Genomic DNA, 25,624 nt, shown 5'->3' with positions numbered 1-25,624 from the left:
TCAACATAATAGCAGCCATGACCCGGGAAATCATTTTTTGCTCATTTCGTCCTCCTTGTTTATCGATAGATAGTTCTATTTGGGATGGCAACCTTGGCACCGCAGTTCAAAAATGGTTTAGAGTTTAACTGTCTACCGTATACTTACTATCATTACTAAACCGCCAACGGGTCCATCTTGATGGGGCCCAGCATCTCACCCCGACCCACCTTACGGCCCAGGTTCCGGGCCTGCTCTAAGACTTCGGGCCGGTCATTGATGGCGCCTTTTTCATCCACGCCCCGCACCAGGAGTTCGGCGGCGTACCGCACATTGATGGCGTCAAAAAAATATTTGGCCACCAGGCGGGAGCCCACGAACAAGAGACGCCCCTTGGTGGCGCCGGTGCACAACAGGACTCCCTGACGGTTGCCGCCGGGGAAGTCCTGTTTGAGCGCATAACGCCGGGCCCACAGGGCCTGGGTGCGGTCGATCATGGCCTTGGCTTGGGCGCTGACGCTATAAAAGAAAACCGGTGAAGCCAGGGCCACCACGTCCGCCTCGATGAGCTTGTCATAAAGTTCCCGCATTTCGTCTTTAATGGGACAGGTGCCATCTTTAAAACAATGATATATTTCCAGGCAGGGGGAAATCTTTTTTTCGCGCAGGAAGATTTCTTCCACCGCGGCGCCGGCCTCGGCCGCGCCCTGAAGGAAAGCCTTCATAAGGGTGTCGGAGTTCCCTTGCCGGCGGGGACTGCCGAATATGCCCAGGACTTTCATGGTAATCTCCTTGAGGTGATTGAGTAACAATAGGGAATACCATGGGGTGATGTCAAGGAGAGACGGTTTTTAGTGTATAGTTTTTTCGTTTGATTTTATTATTCGGAGCAAGAAAGAGATTGCCCCCCCTCACCCTCTCCTCCAAAGGGGAGAGGGAACTAGATGGAATAACGAATGGAATTAGTGGTGCACATTTTGAACCAGGAATCTTTGGCCGTCGCGTGCGAGCAGGGTGCGGGGGCAGTTGCGGTTCCCCTCCCCCGGGACCCTGAGGCCCGAGTCTGGTCCGAACTCGCGGACTGGCAGGCCGCGGCCCGAGAGCGGGGCCTCAAATTTTATCTCGTTTGGGATGAATTGCTTACGGAAGCTGAGTTGCCAAAGGTGGCAGATAAGCTCGAGAAAGTGGCCCGGCTTAATCCCGACGGCTTGCAGCTCCGGGACCTGGGCCTGGTTAAGGAGGCCCGCTGGCGTTATCCCCACCTGCCGTTGGTCGCCGCGGGGAACTGGGGCGCCCATAACTCCCCGGGAATGCGGCTGGCAGAGACCCTGGGGTTTACCCGGGTGGTGGTGGAAGGGCCGGTGAGTTTAAAAGACCTGGCGTTGATGCGGCGTCAAACTGCCATGCCCCTGGCCGTTGCCTTGCTGACCGGCTGTCATGGGTATGCCAGTCTGTGCCTGATGGCAGAGTATTTGGGGGTGAGCTGCGCAACCTGCTGCCTGGCCCGGCCGGAAAACGCCGGGACACTGATGGCAGCCCTGGAAACCTTTTCCGGCTTGTGTCAGCTCGGTATCGAGGCGGTCCAGATCAGGGGAGAACTCTTTGCTCCCGCGTCCCTAACCCGGGTGATCGGGCTCTTTCAAGCCGTGGCGACGGCCTCCCCGATGGAGCGTCCCAAAGTCCTGGCCGCGGCCCGGCAGGTGGTGGAAGCCTTTGGGGAGAGCCTTCGGATGGCCGCCCCGCCCACAGGAACTTGTCAAGGTCCCCCTGTGTACCCGCTGCCGCCCTCGCAGCAAAGCGCGGCAAGCGCTTCCCGGCCGAATTTACTGGCCCGGGGCCGGATCTGGCTGGAGGCCCGGGATTACGCCGAGGCCGAGGAGCTGTCCCGGGAATGGCGGGACCCCCTGGTGCTGACGTTGACTTCGGATAATTATGCCGCTTTCTTGCCGGAGCATCGCCACTGGGGTCCGCGGCGGCTCATCTGGCGACTGCCCCCCGCCATCCCGGAGTCGTCCCTGGCGTTCTACCAAAAAGCCCTGGAAACCCTCGGACAGGGCGGTTATAGCCGCTTTGTGGCCGGCGATTGGGGGGCGGTAGCCCTGGCCGGGGCCGTCGATGGCCAGGTTTACGGGGATCAAACCCTGGGGGTGCGTAATTCCTGGTCCGTGAAAGCCTTCCGGGAGTTCAAGGTGTCTAGAGTCTGCCTGCCCCCGGGGCATCAGGCCGAGCACTGGCAGGATATCCTCGCGGCTGCGCCTTCGGGCAGGTTCTGGAGTTACCTCTACCACTGTGCGGTCCTGGCTGTCTGCCCTCAAGAAGCCGCCGCACTGACCCCGCCTGCCAACCTGCGCTGGATGGCCGAAGATGGCAAAGCCTTCCTTTGCCTCAAAGCTCCCCAGAATCTCCTGGATATGGAACCTTGGTTCAAACAGCAGACCATCTTCCCGCTCATGGTGGCCCTGCCGCATAGCCCGCGGCCTCGGGGCCAAATCCCGGCCTGGCTGGTGGCCCGCCCCCAGGATCGCCCCCGCCGGTAAATAAATTGCGGGCCTGAGGCCTTTTTGATATATTCGTGAAAAATATAAGGCACCTTATCTCAGAGTAAGGAGACCAATAATGCCTCAGAAGTCATGTCGCCTTTCCTGGATCATGGCTCGGATGCTGATGGTGGCCATTTGCATCCTGGCCCTGACGTCCCCAAGTTGGGCTGATAAACCCGCCCCCGACTTCACCCTGAAAGACGTCCTTACGGGAAAGGATTACACCCTCAGCCAGTTCAAGGGCAAGGTAGTCGTGATCAACTTCTTCACCTTCTTTTGCGGTCCGTGCCGGGACGAGATGCCGGATTTGAACAAAATCAACAATGAGCTCAAAGGCAAGGGCTTGCAGATGTTTGGTATTGCCCTGAGTTCCGACCCCACGCAAATCCGTTTCCTGGTAAAACAACTGGGCCTGCAGTACCCGGTGCTCGTCGGCAATGATAAGGTGAGCGATGCCTATGGGAGTATCGCGGTGGTGCCCACCACGGTCATTATCGACAAGCAAGGCAACATCAAGCAGCGGATCGAGGGCACCCGAAAAAAGGAAGCTTTCCAAAAGTTGATCGAGCCCTTGCTGTAACAGGGCTTCATAGCTCGCCACTCGATAAACATCCATATGGATAATGAACGGCAAACCATGTTCTGAAATAAATTAAGGGGAGGCCGCGTGGCTTAGCCTTCACTCCCATATCCTCCCCCGCCTCACACCCTTCCAGCAGCGAGGCAGAATGATGGGCCCCTGGCAAAACCTACCGGAATGGGCCCAGGAATTGGAGGAGCACCTCAAAGAGGGAGAATCGGCCCTCTTTATCCTCCATGGGCAAGTTTTCGATTACATCCGGGTAAACGGCGATTACCTGCCGTTTCGCCATTTTCTGGGCCATTGGCTTGCCCAGGAGCGTCATGCGGTCTTCTATAACCTCGGTCTGGGCCTGGAGTTCTGGGACGACCCCTGCGAAAACGCCTTCCGTCTGGCTTTGGAACCACCTCTGCCGGATACGGGCGCAGAAGAAGATGTGTCCCGGGTCCGGGCCAGGGCCTTAAAGGCCCTGGGTCAACAACCCACTCCCAAACCCCTGCCCCAAAGCCCCCGGGAAGTGCTGCAACTGGCGGAGCGGGTGATGACCGCCACCTGCCAGGTAAGCGGCCTGACCAAACCCCTGGCCCTGATCCTGGAGTATGCCGAAACCATCGTGCCCGCGGTGGACCTGGGGTCCATGGGAGAGCCGGACCGGGCCTCTCTGGTGACCTTGTTGCGTTGGGCCCGGCAACTGGAGTTGGTGGAACAGGGCCATGTGATTGTCCTGACTACCGGCAACCTGGCGGAGTTAAACGCCAATCTGCTCTTAAGCCGCCACGGCGCCCAGATTATCGAGGTGCCGCCACCGGATCAAGCCGCCCGCCAACATTTTATCGAACACCTCCTGGCCGTAAGCCCCTGTCGCCTGGAGCTTCCTGCCCAGAGCCTGGCCAACCTGGGGGCGGGCTTAAGCCTCCGGCTGCTTCGGTCACTTCTGCGCCAATCCCGGCGGACGCCTTTGACCATGGAGATGGTTCGCAGAAAAAAGAAGGACCTGCTGCGCCAGGAATTGGTGGGGCTCATTGAGGTCATCGAACCCCGTTTCGGCCTGGAAGAGATCGGGGGGATGGAACCCATTAAGGCTTACTTCGGCCAGATTGTGCGGGCCATCCACGCCGGCGACGATAAACTGGTGCCCCGGGGCATCACCATGATGGGGCCGCCGGGGGTGGGCAAGACCGCATTGGCGGAAGGCCTGGCCCGGGACACGGGTTTTAATTTCGTTAAGCTGCTCAACCCTCGCACCAAGTGGGTGGGAGAAAGTGAACGCAATTTTTTCAAGTCCCTGCACACCCTCCGCAGCCTTACTCCTGTGGTGGTAGTGGAGGACGAGGCGGACCAGAGCGAGCATGGCCGGGATGAATACTCCGGCGACACCGGGGTGGGCAACCGCCTCAGGCAGATGCGCTTTGACTTCATGGGTGATCCGGCTATCCAGGGCAAGGTCCTGTGGATCAGGATTACCAACCGCCCGGACCGGCTGGATAAAGCGGATTTGCGCTCGGGCCGTTCCAGTGAACGGATTCCCTTTTTCATGCCGGACACCTCCGAGAAGTCCCACATCTTTGCAGTGGTGGCGCGGCGCAGCCAGATTAGCTGCGACTTCCCGGACTTCGACGACATCACCCGCTACCTGGAAGCCCGGCACCCGGACATAATCACCGGCGGGGATATCGAGGAACTGGTCTATCGGGCCTACCGCGCCGCACGCCTGGCGGGCCGGGAAGAGGTCTGCCGGGACGACTTTAAGCAGGTGATCGACGACTTTCTGCCGCCACACCAGATGGAGGTGCTGCGCCACATGGAACGCCTGGCCCTGAACCAGTGCTCCTCCCGGCGCTTTGTGCCGGAGCGGGTCTGGGGCTGGGCCGGAGGGAGCGAGGAAGCCGGGGATTAGGCGAAGTGTTTCAGCCATATTTCCTTAAAAAAATGTAGAACAGCCGCCCCCGGCTGTTCCTAAACGGGCGAAAACGCCTGTCCTATACTGGAGAACATTCGATAAATAAAGACAAGATCATCGTTAGTGGACCTGAGATGATTCTCCAGGAGGACGCGGGAGCAGGGGAGGGGCGGGTGGCCCGCCGGGCGCCTCTGGACGCAGTGCTGCGCTACGTGGCCCGGGTCATGCCGCCGCGTTTGCCGATCTTACCCCCGGGGACCCGCTGGCTCTGCCAGAGGAAAGATCTCCTCTACCTGGTGGTGGAGCATCCCCCCCAATGCCGCACCGTGCGGGTCAGCAGCGGCAAAAAAGGGACGGACGACTACCAGCCCTTTCGTCTGGCCTTCCCTTATATCCTCTATGTCCTGACCTTCTACCGGGACGGTTTCGAAGAAATGAAGATGTTCTTCCGGAACCATACCCTGAGTGCCTTAGACGACACCTTGTATCATACCAACCTGCCCAACGTCCGCGGGGAACCGGGGCACTACGGCAGCCAGAGGGTCTGCCTGCGCTACCGCCCGGAGATGCTGGAAGGGGTGCCCCTGGCCGAAGCGGTGCCGGCCCTCATCGAGTTTTTCTGGAGCACCGGGTTCAATCAGGATATCGTGGGCAGCGCCTTCGAACGGGCCCAGATTCTGGACCAGCGCTTTGCCGACCTCAAAGCCTGGGAGGCGGCCAGCCGGGACAATCCCCTCTTTCCCTTGGAAGTGCAGTGGGAGGCGGCCGGCCGGGATTTGCCGGGCCTGTGGGCCGAGTGCCTGAAGCTGCACGGCGAAACGGATCAGCCGGTGGGCTCGGCCGAGGAACTGGCCGATATCCTGTACCGGCTGCCGGTGGGCTACTGAAGCGAGGGCTGAGGCAACGACGCGACCTGCCGATATACCGCGCTGCCGCGGGAGAGGGGAAAAATAGCCTGATTATTACAGGGAGGGGCTGAGGCGACTAAAATCCGGATAAGGGCTCGGCCCCGGCCCCTGGTCCGCACGCAGTCATTTGTCATTATTGTTAACGGTGATGCGGCTGGCCAAATCTTTGACCAGCATGCTGGACAGATTGGCGCTGAGATAGATTTTCTTGGTCAAGACGGTACGGATGGCCTTGACCAGTTCTTCCAGAGCGCAATCTTTCAGCAAGTAGCCCGAGGCGCCGGCATTGAGCATATTAATGACAAAGAGACTGTCGGAGTGCATGGACAAAGCAATCACTTTGATGTCAGGGAATTGAGACACAATGCGGCGGGTCGCGTCCATGCCGTTGGCGTCGGGCAGGCAAATATCCAAAATCACTATCTGGGGAGAGAATTCCTGAATGAGCCTGATGGTGGTAGCGCAATCTTCCGCTTCCCCCACGACGCACACGTCGGGTTCCCCGGCCAGGAGGTGGGCGAGACCCTGACGAATAATCCGGTGGTTGTCCGCCAAGATGATCTTGATGGTCATACCGTCTCCCGGACAAGCCACGGGCTTGTCAAAAGGGGTTTTGGAAAATCAGGGAATCCCCATCCATGGGCCTGAACGAAGTTCAACCTCATGAGCTATGGTGAAAATATTAGGGTTTTCCCTTAAAAGCACTTAGGGAATCCCTAATTTTGGGTTCCGAAAACCCTTATATTGGATTTTTAAGGGGAGGGGGATATGGGGAGATCAAGCCTCTAAAGAGGTCAGACCCTGGCGGATAGCGTATTTGGTGAGTTCGGCCACACTGTGAATATCCAACTTATTCATCAATTGTTTGCGGTGGGCTTCCACGGTCTTCACGCTGACGCAAAGGTTTTCGGCGATTTGGTTGGTATTCCGGCCTTCGGCCATCAATTGGAGGACCTCTCGTTCCCTGGTGGTTAAGATGGAATAGGCGGAGGAATCCGGGGGAGACCAGCCGATGACAAAGTCCTTGATCACGATATCGGAAATACCGGGGCTGAGATAGATCTTCCGGCTTAACACCGTGCGCACCGCCTTGACCAATTCCTCCAGGGCGCAATCTTTCAAGAGGTAGCCTGAGGCCCCGGCCTTGAACATATTCAAGACAAAGAGGCTGTCGGAATGCATCGACAGGGCGATAATTTTGACCCCAGGGCTATCGGCGACGATCTGCCGGGTAGCTTCGATGCCGTTCAAATCAGGCATGGAAATGTCCATGATCACCACCTGGGGTGATTTTTCCTGGACCAACCGGACCACTGCCCGGCCATTGTCGGCTTCACCCACGACTTCCATATCGGGTTCCGACGACAACAAGCTACGGAGTCCATGACGCACAATCTGGTGGTCATCCGCCAATATGATCTTGATCATTGCGCTATCCCCACTTGAGCCTTCCGGATATGTTGGCGGGGAACTATGAGGGTTATCTTAGTGCCCCGGCCTTGCTCCGATTCCACCTGCACCTGGCCTCCCAGGTAATGCAAGCGTTCCCTAATACTGAAGAGGCCAAAACCGCTGTCACTTTTTAACCTTGAATCCCGCGGGACGTTTTTAATGCCCACACCGTCGTCTTCCACTGCGATGTTGATGCCGTCGTTCTCTCTTCGGATGGTGACCCGGGCATTGTGCGCCTGGGCGTGCTTGACAATATTGATCATCAACTCCCGCACCGACCGGAACAGCAGGACCTTGATTTCATCATCCATGGGGATGGGCGCCATGTCCTGTTGCACTTCCACATTGATACCGTGCTGGGACCGGACATGCCTGGCGAACCATTCCACTGCCGCTTCAAATCCAAGTTCGTAAAGGACCGGCGTGCTCAGTTCAAAGGTCAGGGAGCGGGTGTCCTGGATCATCTGTTCGATGAGTTCCCGCACCTCACCCAGAGGTTTGGCTTGGTCCGGGGCAGTCACAGACCTCTGCAGCACCCCCAGCTTGATCTTAGAGACGGCCAGGGCTTGGCCGATATGATCGTGCAGGTCGGTGGCCAGACGGTGCCGTTCGCGCTCTTCGGTGAGGGACAGCTCGGAAGCCAGAGATTGGAGTTGCTCCTGGTAGGTGCGAATATCTTCCTCGGCTTTTTTCCGGTGGGTAATATCCGCGACCATGGCAACGGCATACTGCGGGGCGCCGCCGCTGCTGCGAAGTAGTGACACGGTTACCTGCCCCCAGACCACCCGGTTATCTTTATGCCGGTAGCGAGTCTCCCGGGAGTAGGAGTCCCGTTTACCGTCGCATAGTTCATTAAACAGCCGGCCATTTCTCATGGCATCCTCCTGGAAAAGGAGGGCCTTGAAAGATTTTCCGACCAGGTCATTCTTATTAAATCCCAGCATCTTCAGAAGAGCCGGGTTGACATCCTGGATGTGGCCTTCCATATCCACGAGCGACATCCCATGGGCAGCTTCTTCGAAGATTTTTCGGAAGCGCTTTTCTGTTTCCCGCAAGGCCGTGATATCACTGATCATGGCAAAAGCGCCGGTGAAAACGCCATCTTCAAACATGGGGACCGAACTCATAATAACCGAGGCCAGACCCCGGTTCTGGCAAGTGATGTCCAATTCCTGCTGGGCCACCCGGTTCATCCGGTTTTGAGCCATGACATCTTCTAACAGGTTGTGATTTTCTTGATCCACCAGATCGTAGATGCTTCTGCCTTCCAGGGCCTCCTGGCCGGTAATCTCCCCCATTCTGCGGTTGACAAATTTAATGAGACCTTGCTCATCGATAATCCAGATGCCATCGTGAGCATTTTCCACCAGCTCACGGTATTTCCGTTCGGATACGGCTATCTTGCGGTAGAGAATGGCATTTTCCAGGGCGATGGCGATCTGGTTGGCAAAACTGACAATAAAGTCCCGGTCGCTATCGCTGATCAACGCGTCCTCGTGAACTCGATCGGCCATGAGCACGCCGATGACCTTGCCCCGCACCGTGAGGGGAACCAGAATGAAGGCCTTGGGTTTGAAGAATTGGATCAGGGGGTTGTTCATGTTCAGTTTACTGCGGGTCACATCTTGAATCACCACCGGAATACCAGTCATGGCGACCCGGGCAATGATGTTATCTACTTTGCTGATGGGAATTTGGTAATTTCTGACCTGCTCAAAAAGTTCAGGGGCGATTCCCTCCGCGCAGGTGAGTTCCAAGGACTCGCCTTTTTCGTCCAGGAGCAGAATCCCGGCACGATCCAGCTTGGCGGAGTTGATAAGCAGTCGCAACGTGACCTGGAGCAGCTTCTCGAGATGGAGGACGGAGAGCGCGGCGGTGCTGGTTTCCTGCAGACAGATGAGTTGATCGATTTTCTCCTTGAGTTGGATATTCAAGCGATGAATCTCATCAAACTTTTTCTTCAGGAGTTCTTTATCCCGCTCAAGTTCTTCAATCGTATAGTTGAGCGCCCGCCAGGGAACCAGAAGCCTTAGCAGTCCTTCTCTTAAAGAAAAATTTCTTTGCCATTTAAAGTGGTACTCACAATATTCATCACCCCGAAAATAGCATTTGGTTTCATGCAGGGTGGCGGGAGGAAGACCCCAAATGGTAGGGATCCCAGAGTAAATCCCTTTATTAAATAAACAATAGTCAACGCTGGCGGGAATTTCTTTAAACCAGTGCAGGCGAATAACTGCAGCATCTCCTCTAATTTTCACAATTTCTATGCGCTTATTTTTATTAAACTTATCGTTAATGGATTGAACTTTTCTGAGGGTGCGGCGGGGATTTTTATAAGCGAACATGATAATCCGCTGAACATAGCCCAACTTTTTCCTGGCGGCGGATTCAAACCCCATCTTAAAGGCGACTTCATCTTCTTGGGTAATAACTCTGGCATTCTCAAACATTTTGGTGACCACATCACTGGACACCCAATTATTGACCTCCATTAAGAATTCTTGCGGGTTGCTAAGGCCTTCAATTTCGGGGCCCAGCCCGGCCATGAGCCTATCCACCTCATTCGGCCGATTTTCTTGGAAATATTCGATTATAGCCCGGGTATTCAGGCAACTATGGTGCTTCTCCATGGCCATACCCGACTCCACCATCACTTTTGGACTCACCGCGCGCCAGTCACCACGCTTAACTATTATTTATTATAACAGATTATTGGTCTAGAGGTTGCATCAGAAAAACTTATCCAGAGAACCCCCCCAGGTGTTTCGTTGACATCGCCGCCCTGGAAGAAACTAAGCGGAAGCCGGTAATCCATACCTAACTATCAAAAATCTATTTGAGTTTAGCTTTAAGCCTAAGACCCACGGGCATCATAAAGAACTACCGGCAAAAGTCAACCCGCATTTATTTTTCAAGGGGTTCAGTTGGTTCCCTGCCTCATGCCAAGTTTTTCCCCGGCCTGAGACGTATTATTCGAGTCCGATAGACCTGCCCCTTTGCGACGGTCCTGACGTAGCGGCACCGCTTGCGAGACCTGCTCATCATCCGAGCCAATCAAGCAAAAACGCGAATATTCCGAATTCTAATTTAGTTATCGACATGCGGCGAAATTACTTGAATTGGCCAGGATTCTCGCCTCAGTCCTTTGCCGCTAAGGCGGGAGACCGGGATGGGGAACCTAGAGAACACCTTCAGGACAGATACCCAAAGGTCTTGCAAACTGCGCCCAACCCGGAAAACCGGCAGGCGTGACTTTAGAAAAGATAATACTTTCAAGAAGTTGAGTTAATAAATTGGGTTGAAGGCGATAGGTAATGAGATAGATTGCAAGGCCTTACTTGTAGGGCCTCATAAGCATAATAAGCCAATAAACAAAGAACTACATAATAACATAATTATACATAATAATATAATTAAAACAAAATTACAATTTTATTAAAAAATGTGTGATTATAATAAAACAATCTCCAATGGTCAATACTAACCTATTCATATTGAAGGTTGTTTTCATGCAGGCTACGCCTGGGTTTTGTCAGGCCCTCCTTTTCCCCCCCAAAAATAAGGTATTTCGCAGCAGAAAATCAGGGAAACCCTCCTGTCAAAATCAGGGAAACCCTGATTTCTTTCAACGAATAAGGCTAATATTTTAAAGGATTTACAATATTTTATATAAAAGGAGAAAGGAATATGTTTTTAAAAATGCTTCGATTCCCCAAACTCTCCCTGAGCAAGTTCTTGCAAATGAAATTTAATAGCTGGGTGTTCCGTTTTTTACCGTTCTCGGTTTCTCGAGGCTATATCATGCTCCTGGGAAAGCTTTACTATCTCCTGAATTGGTCTGAAAAAGTCCTGATTCGCAATACCTTCCGATATGTTTTTCGCAGAAAATATGCCTCCACCGACCTCAACCAGAAAATCAAAGGGGCCTTCCGGGGAATTTTCGACCATTATCATGAGAAGCTGTTCGTCGGCTATTCTCATTTCCCCCGACTGTGTAAATTCTTGAAAACTAAGATAAAGTTTGCAGGCACCGAGAATCTTCAGGCAGCCTTGGAAGGGGGCAAGGGAATTCTGCTGGTCACCGGCCATTTCGGGGCAGTGGAATTTTTGCCCGGCGCTTTAGCCTTGAACGGTTATCCTACGTCCATGATCTGCCGCTTCCAAACCACGCGCCTGCGGGAATCCATGGGGGCGAGGGCCACTGCGGTGGGCCTGGAACTTATCGACGCGGATGAAGGCAACATTATTTTGGCGGCCATGAAGGCGCTCAAGCAAGGCCGGATTCTCATCACCGAGTGCGATGAATTTGATGAATGGCGGCCTGATCCTCGCCGTCATAGTTCATTTCTCAACTGCCGGCTCCCTTCGGATCGGACCCTGGAGCTGTTGCAGAAACGTTCGGGGGCCCAGGTCGTCACGGCCCTGGTGCAACGGGACGGCAAGAAAGACTATACCTGCAACCTTACCGCGGTGGGAAATGGGGCCTTCCCTGGGCACCTGTCTTTGAGCGAGCGTTGCCTGAGTGTGCTGGAAGACACCGTGGAAGCTCTCCCGGAGCAATGGTACCAGTGGAAGAAGTTTGGTAAACTGATCAAATCTCACGTTGAGGTCGAGCATGATAATCAAGAAAATGGATATTTGGCACCTGAAATTGGGCTTTCAATCGCCGATCAAGCATAATCTGGCAACTCACGTGGGCTCTGACAACCTGGTTCTCAGGGTGACCACGGCGGACACCGTCACAGGATATGGCGAGGGCGTGCCCCGGACCTTTGTCACCGGCGAGGTGCTGAATGACAGCCTCGCCTTTCTCCAAGAGGTTCTGGCGCCGGAACTCTTGGCCAGGAAGTTTCATTCCCCCGAGGCGTTAATCATAGCCATGGAGGACCTCTATAGGGAGACGCAGGCCTGGCGCCACCCGGCGGCCTTCTGTGCCTTGGAAACGGCCTTGCTGGATGCCGCCGGCCGAAGCTGGATGCTGCCAATGAGCGAGCTGATCGGGACCAAACTGAGACAGAGTCTGGTTTATAGCGCGGTCATCCCCATGATGTCGCCTGAACAGATGAAGCAGATATTCAACCTGGTCAAGTTCAATCACATGCGGTTTGTCAAACTCAAGGTGGGGACTGATGCAGACCTTTCGACCCTGAGGATGGCCCGGGATCACCTGGGCTTCGAGGTTGATATCCGGGTGGACGCCAACTCGGCCTGGAGTCCCTCCGAGGCTATTGCCCGCCTCAAGGAGATGGAGCCCTACCGGATCAGCGCGGTGGAACAGCCGGTGGCCAAGGCCGACTTTACCGGCCTCAAGCAGGTGCAGGACGCGGTGCAGATCCCGGTGATCGCGGATGAGTCTCTCTGCACCGAAGAGGATGCCCGCCGTTTGATCGACCTTAAGGCTTGCCAGGTCTTTAATATCCGTCTGTCCAAGTGCGGCGGTTTGGGAGCTTCCACCCGGATCAGGCGAATGGCCGAGAGGGCCGGCATTTTATGCCAGTTGGGTTGTCATGTGGGAGAAACCAGCATCCTGTCGGCTGCGGGTCGTCATTTCGCCTTGACCGTTCCCCATCTGTCTTATGTGGAGGGATCATTCTCCAACTACTTGTTGCTCAAAGACGTAGTAGCCCAGCCGGTGGTCTTTCAAGACGGCGGCCTGGCCCATGAGCTTCCCGGCTTCGGCCTGGGAATTGAAGTCTTGGATGAAGTGCTGTCGGATTTGGCCGTGTCTCATCGCCAGGAGACAGTCCAGTAAATATGGGGGGAGCAAGCCCATGGATAGGGCTTGTTCTCCCCACCCCTCTTGTTCGGACCCACTAAAATTGGAAGGTGCAGCTGAGTCCCAGTGAGTGGACGTCGCTGCTATAGTTGCCGTTGGCTTGCAAGGGGGCCGGAACGCCATTGACGGGAATCGCGTTGTTTTTCGTGCGGCTCTCGGACAAGATGTAATTGTAGGCGATTCCCAGGGTGAATCTCGTCAAGACCTTGATATCTCCGCCCACCGTAAAGATATGACGGTTGGCGTCGGGCACCTGAGGTTCAAAGCTGGAATCGGGTACCGGAGTGAGATCGTAGATATATCCGGCCCGGATCTTCATACCTTCCCGGATTTCATAATTGGCCCCGAAGCGGAAAGCCCAGGCATCATGCCAGTTTTTTGGGGTGGTGCTGGTATTGTTTAAAACGCCGTTTACCGCAATTGGCTGATCAAAGTTCGTTTTAAATTTGGAATAGGAAGACCAGCCCGTCCAGGTAGTGTCAAACTCAAAGGTGAAGGGCGCCAACCGGCTGTAGGAAAGACCGGTGGTCAGTGACGCGGGAAAAGTGAGGTTGGCAGAACCAAAGACGGGGAAGGCGGACGGGAGAGGCGCCGGCAGGACAGTAGCGATTTCGCCCTCGTGCTTCACCGAGATTTTACTCCGGTAGGAAACTCCCAGTTTCACTCCTGACAGGGGTTCGTACAAGAGACCGAGGTTGTAGCCGATGCCACTACCGTCGCCCGTCAGGTTGATCTCGGCATCAGGCAAGGTATTCCCCCGGAAAACCACTGGGGTCTTACGTTTGAGCTGTACCCTGGACCAGAGAAAATCAGCCCCGACCGCAATGGAAAGGTTGTCCAGAGCTTTGACGGAGATGACCGGGTTGAGGGTGTAGGTTTTCATATCGGATAAGGTGGTTAGATAGCGCCCGGCCCAAGTCGATGGCCAGGCTGTCCCCATGCCGAAAGGGGAAAAGAAGCCGAGGCCCAGGGCCACCCGGTTATGGACGGGGATGGCGATATAGGTCGTCAAGCTCGTGTAAATGTTTTGATCAGTATGAAAGTTCTGGCCGCCACCGCTAAACTCGCGGGTCGGGTAATTAAGAAACGATCCCACATAAACTTGGGCTCGCTTCAGTTGGTTGAGGCCGGCAGGATTATAAAAGATGGCTGAGGGGTCACTGGCGTCGGCCACAAAGGCGTTGCCTTGCGCCATGGCCGCGGTCCCCTGCTGGAGTAGGGCAAATCCGGCTCCATGGGCCAGGGAAGTCCACCAGCACAAAATCGGCATTACCAACACTATGATCAAAAGTACATAGTTTCTTGAGCATAATAGTTTGAAGAGACCAGCGGTTATCAGGGTTCGAGAGCATAAAAGCATATTGGCCTCATTAAAAGTTCTTGGAATAAAAATCATCACATTTTTTTTAATTACTTATGCTACTATCAGGCGTTGTTTGTAATGGACGTTAGTTTAGTTTCAACAAATCCATATAATTGTCTTCTACTATTAAAAGGAAAAGATCATTTAGTCAAATATTTTTTGCACAGGGTCTTTTAGCCGGGGCGGGAGGGCTGCTTCAGGTTCATCGCCGCAAGAAGGCAGAAAGAAGCATGGGTTCGGGAAAGCCCGGGGCCTTATGGGCAGGAGGACCTTCGGGCAGGAGGGTCCCAAGGGCGGCGCTGGTTTTGGGTTGATGTTCTGCGCTGTGGGCATTTATAAAAAGAATTAACTTGTAATTAATTTAGTTACCATTAAAAAAACTTTACTTGCCAATTGAATTAGGATAATTATAATTACGACCTAGTGGGGAAATGCCGGCTTGGGAAACCGGCAATTGGCCCCTTGGAATCCTAAGATTGGGGGAGGATGGCCAGGGGCTTGTTCCTGAAAATCGCTCAGGACAATTATAGGGGGGAGGCCGTTATGATTAATTGGGCGCGAAGGAAAAATGTCATTGTTCCGGTTCTGGTGGCCGTCGGCCTGGTGGTCACCGGGTGTACCGCAGTCAATCTGAAATCACCGTCCGCAGAGGTTAAGACGTTTTTTGTGGCCGGCCACGAAGCCGATTTTTTGGGGACCCAATGTGACACGGCCGGTTATGTTGACCTGTCGGCCTATTCTCATTTGGCCGGCGTCAAATATCCGCCCACCTATAAGGTGGATGTCCTGAACCAGCCACCTTCCAAGCCTTATAAATCCTTTGCGGTGCTGGAATATGAGCCGTCTGTCACCGCCTCTGGAGGGTCGCTGGAGGGTTTGACGGGCAAGGCCCGGGAGATCGGCGCGGATGCCATCATTATCTGCCAACCGGGGCGGTGCCAGGGACTTCCCGGATTACCTCCTTCGAGCAAGATGCAAGCCGTGGCCATCAAGTATAAGTTGACAGGAGGTTCGAGTTAGGCGAATACTCTCCTAGTCGCCGCAAAATTCGGTGCCACTATGATGGTCCCATTTTGGGGCTTATACTAGGAGTGTGTTCAATTCATGATATCGGAATTATTTAAGAAATCGGTCTTGATCTTCGGCTGTGGCAATATTTTATGGGGGGATGACGGGTTCGGGCCCGCGGTCATTGCCAGACTCAAAGAACATTATCAGCTTCCCGACGACGTCCTGGCTATGGATGTGGGCACCAGCATCCGGGATATCCTTTTTGACCTGGTTTTGAGCGACAAAAAGCCCAAGAAGATTTTTATCATCGATGCGGTGGAATACCCTGATCGGAAGCCGGGAGAAGTCTTTGAAATTCCGGTGGAAGGCATTCCGGATAAGAAGACCTCCGACTTCTCTCTGCACCAATTTCCCACGGTCAACATGCTCCAGGAGCTTAAGGAACATAGCCCGATAGAGGTGAAGATCATCGTGGCGCAGGTCGAATTTATGCCGGAAGAAGTAACCCCGGGATTGTCAGCGGTTATGGTTGAGGCGGTGGAGACCACCTGTCAGCGTCTTATGGCGGAGCTTGAAGGCAGGGCGGGGTGATCGGCCTCTAATTTCGTTCTATTTTAACGAAAAACCAAAAACCAAAAACCAAAAACGGTTTCACTCCCACCTAAGTTCGATGGACTCCACCCCCCGGCCTCCCTGCACTGGGATCACGGCGCCGCAACGGGGGCACTCCATCAAGGGGGATTGGTCGTGGGGATCAACCGCACCCTCCGGCAGGGGTTCTTTATAGCCGCATTGCCCACAGGCCAGGGTGATCGGTTCAATGGTCAGTCGAAGCCGGGAATTCTCGAGCGGCGTCCCTTTGACCAAAACCTCATAGGCCTGGCGGGTGGCGGCCTCGGAGTGCACCGCCAGTGCCCCAACGTTGAGAACCACCTCCAGCGAACCCTCAGGAGGGGGTCCCTCCTGCTTTTTGAGTTCCGCCAGGATGTGGGCGACCACCTGCTCCATTAATGAATATTCATGCAAGGCTCCTTAACCTCCACTTTTTCCTTGAAGTTTCCAAACGCCCCAAACAGCGGCGATCTGCCAGATCAGGCATACCATATTTGCTCACGGGAAGCCAAGAATTTCACCTGCCGGGACCCAGTGGCTGGCAGCGGAATCCCAACTTGCCAAAACCCGGCCCCACTATTATAGTAAAGATAACCCTGACGGAATACGGCGGTTAACCGTCAACGAAGTGTCACCACAGCCGGAGGAACCATGAACGACGAATCACCAGGTGCGGTCTCCCGCAAACAGGTCGCCATCCGTTTGCTCTACACGCTTCTGTATGTGGCCATCTTCGAGGTGGTCAAAACCATTGTGCTGCTCATCACCGTGTTCGAATACTTTTTTTTGTTGGTTACCCTGCGGCACAATGAGCCTGCCCGGACCTTCGCCAACAAGGTTGCGACTTACGGCTACCGGTTAATGCGTTATGTTACCCTGAACGAAAACCAGCGCCCCTTCCCTTTCTCCGAGTTCCCCAAGGAAATCGAACTTCCCGACGAAGAGGTCAGGTTCGAGTAAAAGGCGGACCTTTGGAGGCGGGATGGCCTGGATCACCGGAGTTCAGCCCTGTCGCAAGAACGGTAATATCCCCTAACCCCTGCTTGTAAGGATGATATGATGGTGGCGGGCGGGGACGCCCGCCCTACCGGTCTTGACCCATGCCTGTGCGGATCAAATCTCTCCTCGTGCTCCTGATTGTCGGCCTGATCTCCGGGATCCCTCCGAGCCGGGCGGAAGAAGCCTCTATGCCGGCCAAACAGTTTCCCGCCAGCTATTTTTACCAGTATCAGAAGATTCCCCTTGCAGAAAAAGCGAAGATTCTGGCCAAGATCGACGCCACCTTGCAGAAGATCAATCGAGAGGGCAGTGGGCTCATTGCGAAGGGTGCGGTCATCGACAAGCTCAACCCCGAGACCCGGACTTATGACAAGCTGACCATCCTGGATGAAAGCGGCCTGATCATCATTGCCCACCGGGTTCCCAACCTTTACTACCAATACCCCGGCACCGCGGGGATCAACCCCAATATTTATCTCATCATCAAAAAGGCCCGGGTGAATTTCCCGGAGAGTTACATCAGGTATGGCTATGTGGTGGAAGGTGACTATGTGGCCTACGCCAACAAGTTTGTGAACGCCATCATGGAAGGCCTGGAACGGGGCGTAAATAGCGGGGGCCGGCAGCCAATGCCCAAGCCCCGCTGATGCGGTATCTGGTTTCTTGATGACCGGGCCTTATGGTTGAAGAAGGGAGCCGGGAGGCCGGCCTCATACCAAGGCGGCGACCACGCCCTCCAGAATAACGTCGGCCATCCCTTCTTCCACGGCTATCTCCCCAGCGGCCGCAGCCGACTCTTCAAATCCGGTGGCCACTATAGCGCCGAGCACGGGGGTGGGTTTTTTCTCATCGTCTGCGGCCAGGGATTTCAGTTCGTCCACCAGGTCGAAATAGCCGTGGAGCAAGGCTTTCGCCAAAGGCCGGGCAGCCCTGGCCACCACCGGCAACACGATGGGGGCCAGGATCACCACCCCAATCCCCAACAGGAATCCAGCCCCCGGCCTTTTCAGCAGGTCCTTTAACATACTCATCCCCTTCGCCTTAAGGCGGGGTAACCTTTTTTATTTCTTTATACTCGGGGGCGGCGGTGGTGTCAATGTGTGGGGAGGGAGACGTTACTGCCGGAGAGTCTTGCTTAATCATGGCCCCTTTACTGACACCTGACACCTGGAACCTGGCACCTAATAAAAAAGGCCCGCGCCAGTAAAGGACGCGAGCCTTGGGGGGAGATAGATCACGAAGGTATTAGGTTAGACGCAGCAGTGCGGGACGGTTTCCATGATGGCAGGTTCATAAAAAGCCACGTCGCCGTCCTTCCAACTGAATCTGTATACGTGACCCTTGTAGCAGATACACTGGTTCACCATCATGATGATCCGCTCTACCAGCCGCCCATGCCAGGGGTCGGCCAGCACTGCCACCAGGGGTTTTCTCGGTTCAGGGGTCCAATCAAAATCAACGCCGTATTCATCCATCGGTTAGTCCTCACTTTAAATCAAGCTTTAATATGTACATTATAATGGTTAGATCATTTTTAGGCTATATATATTAAGTGAAATATCTAAAAATTTTTTAAGCCGCGTCCGGAATTCCCCAAAAATCAAAGGGTGCACTCTCGGGAGATAAAAGGTAAAATAATATATTGCAGTTGATTCGATATTCTCAAGGAAACAGCGCTTCTCTTAGTGTAAAAATATGTCTAATATCCGCAACTTCAGCATCATCGCCCATATTGACCACGGCAAGTCCACCCTGGCGGACCGCCTTATCCAGTGGACCGGCATGGTGGAGGACCGCCAGTTTCGCGACCAGATCCTGGATACCATGGACCTGGAACGCGAGCGGGGCATCACCATCAAGAGCAACACCATTTCGCTGCCCTATACCGCCGCCGACGGCCTGGAATACGAGCTTAACCTCATCGACACCCCGGGCCACGTGGATTTCTCCTACGAGGTCTCCCGGGCTTTGGCCTCCTGCGAGGGGGTGCTGCTGCTGGTGGACGCCTCCCAAGGCGTGGAGGCCCAGACCGTGGCCAACCTCTACCTGGCCATGGAGCACGACCTCACCATCATCCCGGTGATCAACAAGATCGACCTCCCCGCCGCGGACGTGGACGGGGTCAAAGACCAGATCGAGCGGGAGCTGGGTCTGGACCCGGACCACGCCATTTTATGCTCGGCCAAGGAGGGCATTGGCATCGAGGACGTCCTGGAGGCCATTGTAGCCCGGATTCCGCCGCCGAAGGGAACCGCGGAGGCGCCTTTGCGGGCCTTGATTTTTGATGCCCACTATGACTCCTTCCGGGGAACCGTGGTCTCCTGCCGGGTCGTCGACGGCAAGGTCAAACCGGGAGACCTCATCCGCCTCATGTACCACAACACCATCCACAAGGTGGAGGAAACGGGTATCTTCCGGCTGACCCGCGAACCCCGCAAAGAGCTGTCCGCGGGCATGGTGGGCTATCTCATCGCCGGCATCAAGACGGTGGCCGACACCCGCATCGGCGACACCGTCACTCTGGAGGCCCGCCCCGCGGCTACGCCCCTGCCCGGCTTTAAGGAAGTCAAGCCCGTGGTCTTCGCTTCCATCTACCCGGTCTCCAACGACGATTACCAGGATTTGGCCGACTCTCTGGAGAAATACAAGCTCAACGACGCCTCCCTGGTCTACCAGCGGGATTCCTCCGCGGCCCTGGGCCAGGGCTTCCGCTGCGGCTTTTTGGGGCTGCTGCACCTGGAGATCGTCCAGGAGCGGCTGGAGCGGGAGTACAACCAGTCCATCATCATGACCGTGCCCGGGGTCCAGTACCGCTTTACCCTGGTTGACGGCAAAACTCTCACCGTGGACAACCCTTTATTCTATCCCGACCCCAGCAGCATCCAGACCGAGGAAGAGCCCTTCATCAGGGCTAACATCCTCATCCCGGAACGCTTCGTGGGCGCGGTGATGAAGCTCTGCCTGGAACGCCGGGGCTCCAACTCCCGGTTCAACTACCCGTCCCCGGGCCGGGTGGAGATCATCTTCGATATGCCCCTGGCCGAGGTGATCATCGACTTCTACGACCGCCTCAAGACCATCACTCAGGGCTACGGCTCCTTTGACTACGAAATCCTGGATTACCGGGTAACCAGCCTGGTGAAACTGGATATCCTGGTGAACGGCGAGAAGCTCGACGCCCTCTCCATGATCGTCCACAAGGACCGGGTCCGGGAGTGGGGTGTGCGGGTGTGCGACCGCCTGAGGGACGAAATCCCCCGGCAGCAGTTCAAGATCGCCATCCAGGGTGCGGTGGGCGGCCAGATCATCTCCCGCTCCACCATCTCGGCCTTTAGGAAGGACGTCACCGCCAAGTGCTACGGCGGCGACATCAGCCGGAAACGGAAGCTCCTGGAAAAACAGCGGGCCGGCAAAAAGCGCATGAAAATGGTGGGCGCGGTCCAAATCCCCCAAAGCGCCTTCGTGGCGGTGTTGAAAACGGAAAATGAGTAGATCGTGATCAGTGGCCAGGGAAAATTGTCATTCTGAGCGTAGCGAAGCATCTCGTTTTTTCGGTAGGCCGCGCTTCCTCAAACCTCGTTCTCCACAACCTCGTTCCCAAGCTGTGCTTGGGAATGCCCTTGGAGGCCAAGCTGAGCTTGGCGTCCGCTTCCGTTCCCAAGTTCACCTTGGGAACGAGTTAATGATGCGATCAATGCCGGAGCCGCCGGTCACTGCTGCCGAGAAGCTGTGAAAGATTTGCTGAAAATCCTCCTTGGGTTTTTACCCTGGATCTTGTTCGGCATCCTGGCCGGGCCTTCCCTATTCAGGCTGGATATGGCTTTGGCGGTTTCTTTGCTGTCTGGGCTGGTCCTGGGATTCAAGCAACTGCGGAAGGGGTTTTTCCTGACCTGGGGCAGCCTGATGTTTTTTTTACTCAGTTTCATCCTGGTGGCTTTTCTGAAAAACCTGTGGGTTATTGAGCATATGGACTTGCTGGCCCGGGGGACCCTGGCGGCCATAGCCTGGGGCTCCATCATCGCTGGTCAGCCGTTTACTTTGCAGTACGCCAGGGAAAGCGTACCGGAAGCCTACTGGCATACCCCTGAGTTCATCCACGCCGGTTATTTTATATCCATGGTCTGGGGCATTATCTTTCTCATAGCCCTGGGGGCCAGCATATTCAGACCATATCTGGACCAGATGGCCGGTTGGCTCTATCCCGTCCTCGCTACCGGGACCATGTTCTTGGGAATCATCTTTACCCAGTGGTATGTTCACCGGGTGAGAAAGGCCCGGCAAACCTGAAGAATCATGAGCAGGGGCCGCAAACTCCTGGGTAAGCAACGGCCGGTAAAAAGCACATGAAAATGGTCGGCGCCGTCCCAATCCCCCAAAGCGCCTTCGTCGCGGTCCTCAAGGCGGGAAATGAGCAGATCGTGATCAGGGGCCAGGGAAAATTGTCATTCTGAGCGCAGCGAAGAATCTCGTTTTTTCGGTAGGCTGCGCACAACCTCGTTCTCAAGCTGTGCTTGGCAATGGCCCGCCCTATAAGAACATCATGACCCCTTCCCCCGGTCTCTACATCCACATCCCTTTCTGCAAAACCAAGTGCCCCTACTGTGACTTCTACTCCATCGCCGACAGTAGCCTGGTTTCGTCATATCTCGCGGCCCTGGACGCCGAAGCCCGCCTCTACCGCGACCAATTCCCCGCGTTCGACACCCTTTTCCTGGGTGGCGGCACGCCTTCATGGCTGGGCGAGGCGCACCTTGCTGAATTGATGCACAACCTGCGGCGGCAGTTCATTTTTGCCCCGGAGAGCGAGATCACCATAGAGGCCAATCCTGACGATATTACGGCAGAAAAATTGCGGCTGTTCCTGGAGTTGGGCATCAACCGCCTGAGTCTGGGGTGCCAGTCGTTTGATGAAACCGAATTGCGCTTTCTGGGCCGACGCCACACGGCCGGCCAGACCAAAGCCGCCATCGACCTCATCCGGGCCGCGGGGTTTACCAACCTGGGACTCGACCTCATCTACGGCCTGCCGGGGCAGACGGCGGAGGCCTGGCTCAACACCCTGGAAACGGCCTTAAGGTTTGATCCCGAGCACCTCTCTTGCTACCAGCTCACCTTGGCTGAGGACACCCCTATGGGCCGGAACGCGGCGGAGGGAAAACTGGTCCCCCTTAATGAGGAGTTTCAACGGGAATTATTCCTCCTGACCGCAAGTTTCTTGAAGGCAAGGGGCTATCTCCATTACGAGGTCGCCAATTTCGCCCGGGGAGAAGGGTTCACCTGCCGCCACAATCACAAGTACTGGACCCGCATGCCCTGCCTGGGGCTGGGTCCCGGGGCTCATTCCTTTAATGGCACTCAGCGTCGGTGGAATTGTGCGTCGGTGGAGCAGTATTGCGCCTCCCTGAACGAAGGGAGGGCCCCGGTGGCGGGACAGGAAATTCTCACCCCGGAGCAAGTTCGCCTGGAAATCCTGTACCTGGGCTTCCGCACCCAAGAAGGCGTTCCCCTTGCTACTCTCCGGGAACACCCCCGGGGTGAGGCCACCCTGGCGGAGCTTGAAGAGTCCGGCCTGGTTCGGGTGGACCGCGACCGGGTTAAGGCCACGGCTGAGGGCCTGGTGGTGGCCGATAGCCTGCCCCTCCGGTTTGTGGATTAGCGCCCAGGATCAACCGCGGTCGCGTTCAGTCGCGCCTGAACCTTGGCTCTCTCAAAACCATGAAAAATCGGTGGGGCGGGCGTCCCCGCCCGCCACAGTTGGTAGCACAGGCTTTCCAGCCTGTGCGGGTAGGCCGTGCCACCCTAATGCTCCCTAAGGTTTTTTCTAAACCAATGGCCACTGACCACTGGCAACATTTCGCTAAAGATTATATTTAAAAATTGCCTCATTTCCTCATCCTCCCAGCCCTTCCAACATTTTTTCTACAAATGAGTCGACATTTTTGAAGAAGAATCATTGCATTTGAGCGTTTGAAGCATTATCTTACCTCCACCTGGGGCTTCTTCAAAACGACAGGCGTGAGGCAGCATGAGCCCTGCCAAGAAATCCATCCTGCTTTATGTGTTGCTTGCCGCGGTTATTGTCGCGGGTTTGGGGATATTTGCGGCTTTTGGCCCCCCAGGCCTCTATGCCAAATCCGAGAGCCCGGAGTTCTGCGGCAGTTGTCACGTGCTCCAACCTGAATACGAAGCCTGGTTCCATTCCGGGGCGCATAAGACCATCAAGTGCGTGGATTGCCACCTCCCCAATAATAACCTGCCCAACCACCTGTTCTGGAAGACCGTGGACGGCGTCAAAGATAGTCTGGCGTTTCACACGGGCTTCGTTTCCGAAACCATTCACATCTCCGAGCGGGGCGCCACGGTGGTGGAAGCTAATTGCCGCCGCTGCCATGCCGACCTCGTTTCCCAGATCAAAGAAGATCGTCGGTGCTGGGATTGCCACCGCCGCATATCGCACAAACGTACCGGGACCATAGCGACCTGGACCCCTTAATCATGAGGATACGTCTATGAAACGGAGCAGAGCGAGCTTATTCACCTGGGCGGTGGTATTGGCAGGAGTGATCGGGCTTATGGGCGCGTGTTCGCCGCCGAAGGAGGAGCCGGTCAAGACGGTGACTATCCCTGATGGCGAGTACGACCCCGCGGTGTGGGGCCAGGCTTATCCCTTGGAATACGACTCCTGGCTCAAGAGCAAGGACCCCAATCCGGCGGGCCTGAGCAAATACCGCAAGGGCTGGACCGGCGGTGATAAGTTCGACAAGTTGAGCGAATATCCCTTCATGGCGCTCTTATTCAACGGTTGGGGCTTCGGCGTCGAGTACAACGAGATCCGCGGCCACTACTACATGCTCATCGATCAACTGGAGATCGATCCGTCTCGCCTGAAGGCCGGGGGCGTCTGTCTCTCCTGCAAAACCCCGTATGCTCCCAAGTTAATGCAGGAGATGGGAGCCAACTACTTTAAAGACCCCTATATGGAAGTACAAGCCAAGATTCCGCCCAAGTTCCAGCGCATGGGGGTTATGTGCATCGACTGCCACGATAACAAGACCATGGACCTCAAGTTGAGCCGTTGGACGCTGAATAGTGCTCTCAAAGACATGGGCAAAGACCCGGACACCCTCACCCGCCAGGAGAAGCGGAGCCTGGTGTGCGCCCAATGCCACGTGACCTACATCATTCCTAAAAACCAGGAGATGCAGTCGGTCGGTGTCTTCTTCCCCTGGCAGGGAAGCAAGGAAGGGAACATCTCCATCGAGAACATCATTAAGGTCATCAAGAGTGACCCCGCCAACCTGGAGTGGAAGCAAGGCGTTACGGGCTTCAAGGTCGGATTTTCCCGGCATCCGGAGTATGAGCTTTTCAGCAAAGGCGGCACCCATTATAGCGCCGGCGTCGCCTGCGCCGATTGCCACATGCAGTACACCCGGGTGGGGGTCAACAAGATTTCCAACCACAACGTAGGCAGCCCCCTGTGGCAAGGGATGGTGGCCTGTCAGCAGTGCCACGCCGAGTCCGCCGACTGGCTTAAGGCCCGGGTCCTGTCCATCCAGGAGCGTTTTACCTCCTTGTTGCTCCGGGCGGGCTACTCCACTGCGGTGGCGGCCAAGCTCTTTGAAGCCGCCCATAAGGCCCAGGCCGAAGGGAAAAATATCGACAAAGCTCTGTACGACCAGGCCAAGGACCTGTATCTGGAGGCTTTTTACCGGGTGAATTACATCGGCGCCGAAAACTCCGCCGGCTTCCACAACCCCACGGAGGCCTCTCGTATCTGCGGCGACGCGGTGGCCTTTGCAGAAAAAAGCAGCGGGTTAATGCGGCAGGCCCTGGCCCAGGCCGGGGTGGCGGAGCCGGTGGATATGCAGTTGGACCTGGCCAAGTACCTTCAGAACCGGGGCGTCAAGAAGCTGAACTTCAAGCCGGCGGAGGAATTCAAGGATCCTTTCGGGATTCAGGATAAGCTGACGCCTACGGCTTCTCTGGGGCTGCCCGCGGCGACCAAATGAGGATAAGGCTTTTTCTGGCGGGGCTGATGCTGGTGGCAGGGGGCGCCTGGGCCCAGGAACTCGGTGACCTGGTCAAGCAAGGGCAACAAATTTTTGAGAATAACTGCGCCCAGTGCCACCTGAAGAGTGGCAAAGGTTTGCCCGGCACCTTCCCGGCCTTGGACAAAGATCCCTTTGTCATAGGTGACCCCAAGCCGGTGCTGGCCACAGTGCTCCACGGCCGCAAGGGCACCCTGGGCCAGATGCCCTCCTGGAAGGACAATCTGGATAACCGGCAGGTTGCCGCGGTGGTCACGTTCATCCGCCAGGCCTGGTCTAACCGGGCCCCGGCCGTCACACCGGCAATGGCGGGTGCCGCCCGAGGTAAATGAAAATATCGGCCGCGCCTTCCCCTTTTTGTCAAAACACTTTTTCAGACTGCTTAATCTGATATAATCCTCAGGGAATTCCCGGGGGCATGGCTACAGGCGCATGGCTCTGGTTATCTTGAGGAGT

24 protein-coding genes are annotated in these 25,624 nt (G+C 55.6%); 16 read left to right on the top strand and 8 right to left on the bottom strand.

The genetic code is table 11. The features are described 5' to 3' along the window. Positions 1–155: 155 nt before the first annotated feature. Positions 156–761, bottom strand: a complete 606-nt coding sequence (locus WC600_00745; protein MFA4901251.1) for a flavodoxin family protein — start codon at positions 759–761, stop codon at positions 156–158. 174 nt (positions 762–935) lie between these two features. On the opposite strand from WC600_00745, the gene WC600_00740 reads away from it, so the two are divergent. The 4 genes from WC600_00740 (at position 936) to WC600_00725 (ending at position 5,886) form a co-directional block, all read left to right on the top strand. After that, on the top strand, positions 936–2,516 hold the full coding sequence (locus WC600_00740; protein ID MFA4901250.1) for a U32 family peptidase: 1,581 nt from the start codon (positions 936–938) through the stop codon (positions 2,514–2,516). A gap of 79 nt (positions 2,517–2,595) precedes the next feature. Beyond that, positions 2,596–3,099, top strand: coding sequence for a TlpA disulfide reductase family protein (locus WC600_00735; GenBank protein MFA4901249.1), 504 nt, complete (start codon positions 2,596–2,598; stop codon positions 3,097–3,099). 148 nt (positions 3,100–3,247) lie between these two features. After that, a complete protein-coding gene (locus WC600_00730; protein ID MFA4901248.1) occupies positions 3,248–4,996 on the top strand; it encodes an ATP-binding protein in 1,749 nt (582 codons plus the stop codon). A gap of 137 nt (positions 4,997–5,133) precedes the next feature. Beyond that, entirely contained in the window at positions 5,134–5,886 is a 753-nt protein-coding gene (locus WC600_00725) for a hypothetical protein (GenBank protein MFA4901247.1), read from the top strand. Between the two features lie 144 nt (positions 5,887–6,030). Here the strand turns inward: WC600_00725 and WC600_00720 are convergent, their stop codons facing one another. From WC600_00720 to WC600_00710, 3 genes are all read right to left on the bottom strand, one after another. Beyond that, positions 6,031–6,480, bottom strand: coding sequence for a response regulator transcription factor (locus WC600_00720; GenBank protein ID MFA4901246.1), 450 nt, complete (start codon positions 6,478–6,480; stop codon positions 6,031–6,033). A gap of 204 nt (positions 6,481–6,684) precedes the next feature. After that, a complete protein-coding gene (locus tag WC600_00715; protein ID MFA4901245.1) occupies positions 6,685–7,335 on the bottom strand; it encodes a response regulator transcription factor in 651 nt (216 codons plus the stop codon). Then, positions 7,332–10,025, bottom strand: a complete 2,694-nt coding sequence (locus tag WC600_00710; GenBank protein ID MFA4901244.1) for a PAS domain S-box protein — start codon at positions 10,023–10,025, stop codon at positions 7,332–7,334. Before WC600_00710 ends, WC600_00715 begins: the two co-directional genes overlap by 4 nt. A 1,021-nt stretch (positions 10,026–11,046) precedes the next feature. Between WC600_00710 and WC600_00705 the strand changes: the two genes are divergently transcribed. Further along, on the top strand, positions 11,047–12,039 hold the full coding sequence (locus WC600_00705) for a hypothetical protein (protein MFA4901243.1): 993 nt from the start codon (positions 11,047–11,049) through the stop codon (positions 12,037–12,039). Further along, entirely contained in the window at positions 11,975–13,111 is a 1,137-nt protein-coding gene (locus WC600_00700) for an enolase C-terminal domain-like protein (GenBank protein MFA4901242.1), read from the top strand. The genes WC600_00705 and WC600_00700 overlap by 65 nt, the downstream gene beginning before the upstream one ends. A 61-nt stretch (positions 13,112–13,172) precedes the next feature. Here WC600_00700 and WC600_00695 read toward each other — a convergent pair whose 3' ends face one another. Continuing rightward, a complete protein-coding gene (locus WC600_00695; GenBank protein ID MFA4901241.1) occupies positions 13,173–14,405 on the bottom strand; it encodes an outer membrane protein transport protein in 1,233 nt (410 codons plus the stop codon). A 636-nt stretch (positions 14,406–15,041) separates the two neighbouring features. Here WC600_00695 and WC600_00690 point away from each other — a divergent pair. Together WC600_00690 and WC600_00685 are read left to right on the top strand one after the other, a co-directional pair. Then, entirely contained in the window at positions 15,042–15,518 is a 477-nt protein-coding gene (locus WC600_00690; GenBank protein ID MFA4901240.1) for a hypothetical protein, read from the top strand. An 84-nt stretch (positions 15,519–15,602) separates the two neighbouring features. Further along, positions 15,603–16,100: a hydrogenase maturation protease gene (locus WC600_00685; protein MFA4901239.1), complete on the top strand. Its 498-nt coding sequence runs from the start codon at positions 15,603–15,605 to the stop codon at positions 16,098–16,100. Positions 16,101–16,160: 60 nt separating this feature from the next. Here WC600_00685 and WC600_00680 read toward each other — a convergent pair whose 3' ends face one another. Further along, entirely contained in the window at positions 16,161–16,535 is a 375-nt protein-coding gene (locus WC600_00680; GenBank protein MFA4901238.1) for a hydrogenase maturation nickel metallochaperone HypA, read from the bottom strand. A 237-nt stretch (positions 16,536–16,772) separates the two neighbouring features. Between WC600_00680 and WC600_00675 the strand changes: the two genes are divergently transcribed. Together WC600_00675 and WC600_00670 are read left to right on the top strand one after the other, a co-directional pair. Next, positions 16,773–17,081 (top strand): DUF4389 domain-containing protein, encoded by a 309-nt coding sequence (locus WC600_00675; protein MFA4901237.1) that lies wholly within the window; start codon positions 16,773–16,775, stop codon positions 17,079–17,081. Positions 17,082–17,221: 140 nt separating this feature from the next. Beyond that, positions 17,222–17,767, top strand: coding sequence for a hypothetical protein (locus WC600_00670; GenBank protein ID MFA4901236.1), 546 nt, complete (start codon positions 17,222–17,224; stop codon positions 17,765–17,767). Positions 17,768–17,830: 63 nt separating this feature from the next. On the opposite strand, the gene WC600_00665 is transcribed toward WC600_00670, so the two are convergent. Both WC600_00665 and WC600_00660 read right to left on the bottom strand, forming a co-directional pair. Continuing rightward, positions 17,831–18,151 carry a hypothetical protein gene (locus tag WC600_00665; protein ID MFA4901235.1) on the bottom strand — a complete coding sequence of 107 codons (321 nt, stop codon included), beginning with the start codon at positions 18,149–18,151 and terminating at the stop codon, positions 17,831–17,833. 219 nt (positions 18,152–18,370) lie between these two features. Then, positions 18,371–18,595, bottom strand: a complete 225-nt coding sequence (locus tag WC600_00660; GenBank protein ID MFA4901234.1) for a hypothetical protein — start codon at positions 18,593–18,595, stop codon at positions 18,371–18,373. A 220-nt stretch (positions 18,596–18,815) separates the two neighbouring features. On the opposite strand from WC600_00660, the gene lepA reads away from it, so the two are divergent. The 6 genes from lepA (at position 18,816) to WC600_00630 (ending at position 25,500) form a co-directional block, all read left to right on the top strand. Continuing rightward, positions 18,816–20,612, top strand: coding sequence for a translation elongation factor 4 (gene lepA / locus WC600_00655; GenBank protein ID MFA4901233.1), 1,797 nt, complete (start codon positions 18,816–18,818; stop codon positions 20,610–20,612). 237 nt (positions 20,613–20,849) lie between these two features. After that, positions 20,850–21,407, top strand: a complete 558-nt coding sequence (locus WC600_00650; protein ID MFA4901232.1) for a hypothetical protein — start codon at positions 20,850–20,852, stop codon at positions 21,405–21,407. Between the two features lie 253 nt (positions 21,408–21,660). Further along, positions 21,661–22,776, top strand: a complete 1,116-nt coding sequence (hemW, locus tag WC600_00645; GenBank protein ID MFA4901231.1) for a radical SAM family heme chaperone HemW — start codon at positions 21,661–21,663, stop codon at positions 22,774–22,776. A gap of 369 nt (positions 22,777–23,145) precedes the next feature. After that, entirely contained in the window at positions 23,146–23,613 is a 468-nt protein-coding gene (gene nrfH, locus WC600_00640; protein MFA4901230.1) for a cytochrome c nitrite reductase small subunit, read from the top strand. A gap of 16 nt (positions 23,614–23,629) precedes the next feature. Next, positions 23,630–25,129, top strand: coding sequence for an ammonia-forming cytochrome c nitrite reductase subunit c552 (locus WC600_00635; protein MFA4901229.1), 1,500 nt, complete (start codon positions 23,630–23,632; stop codon positions 25,127–25,129). Further along, complete coding sequence (locus WC600_00630; GenBank protein MFA4901228.1) at positions 25,126–25,500, top strand: cytochrome c; 375 nt, start codon at positions 25,126–25,128, stop codon at positions 25,498–25,500. The genes WC600_00635 and WC600_00630 overlap by 4 nt, the downstream gene beginning before the upstream one ends. Positions 25,501–25,624: the final 124 nt, after the last annotated feature.

This window comes from Desulfobaccales bacterium (assembly GCA_041648175.1).
Taxonomy (GTDB): Bacteria; Desulfobacterota; Desulfobaccia; order Desulfobaccales; family 0-14-0-80-60-11; genus 0-14-0-80-60-11.
The sequence above is the reverse complement of the archived record's forward strand: the minus strand, read 5'-3'. Positions and strand labels throughout refer to the sequence as shown.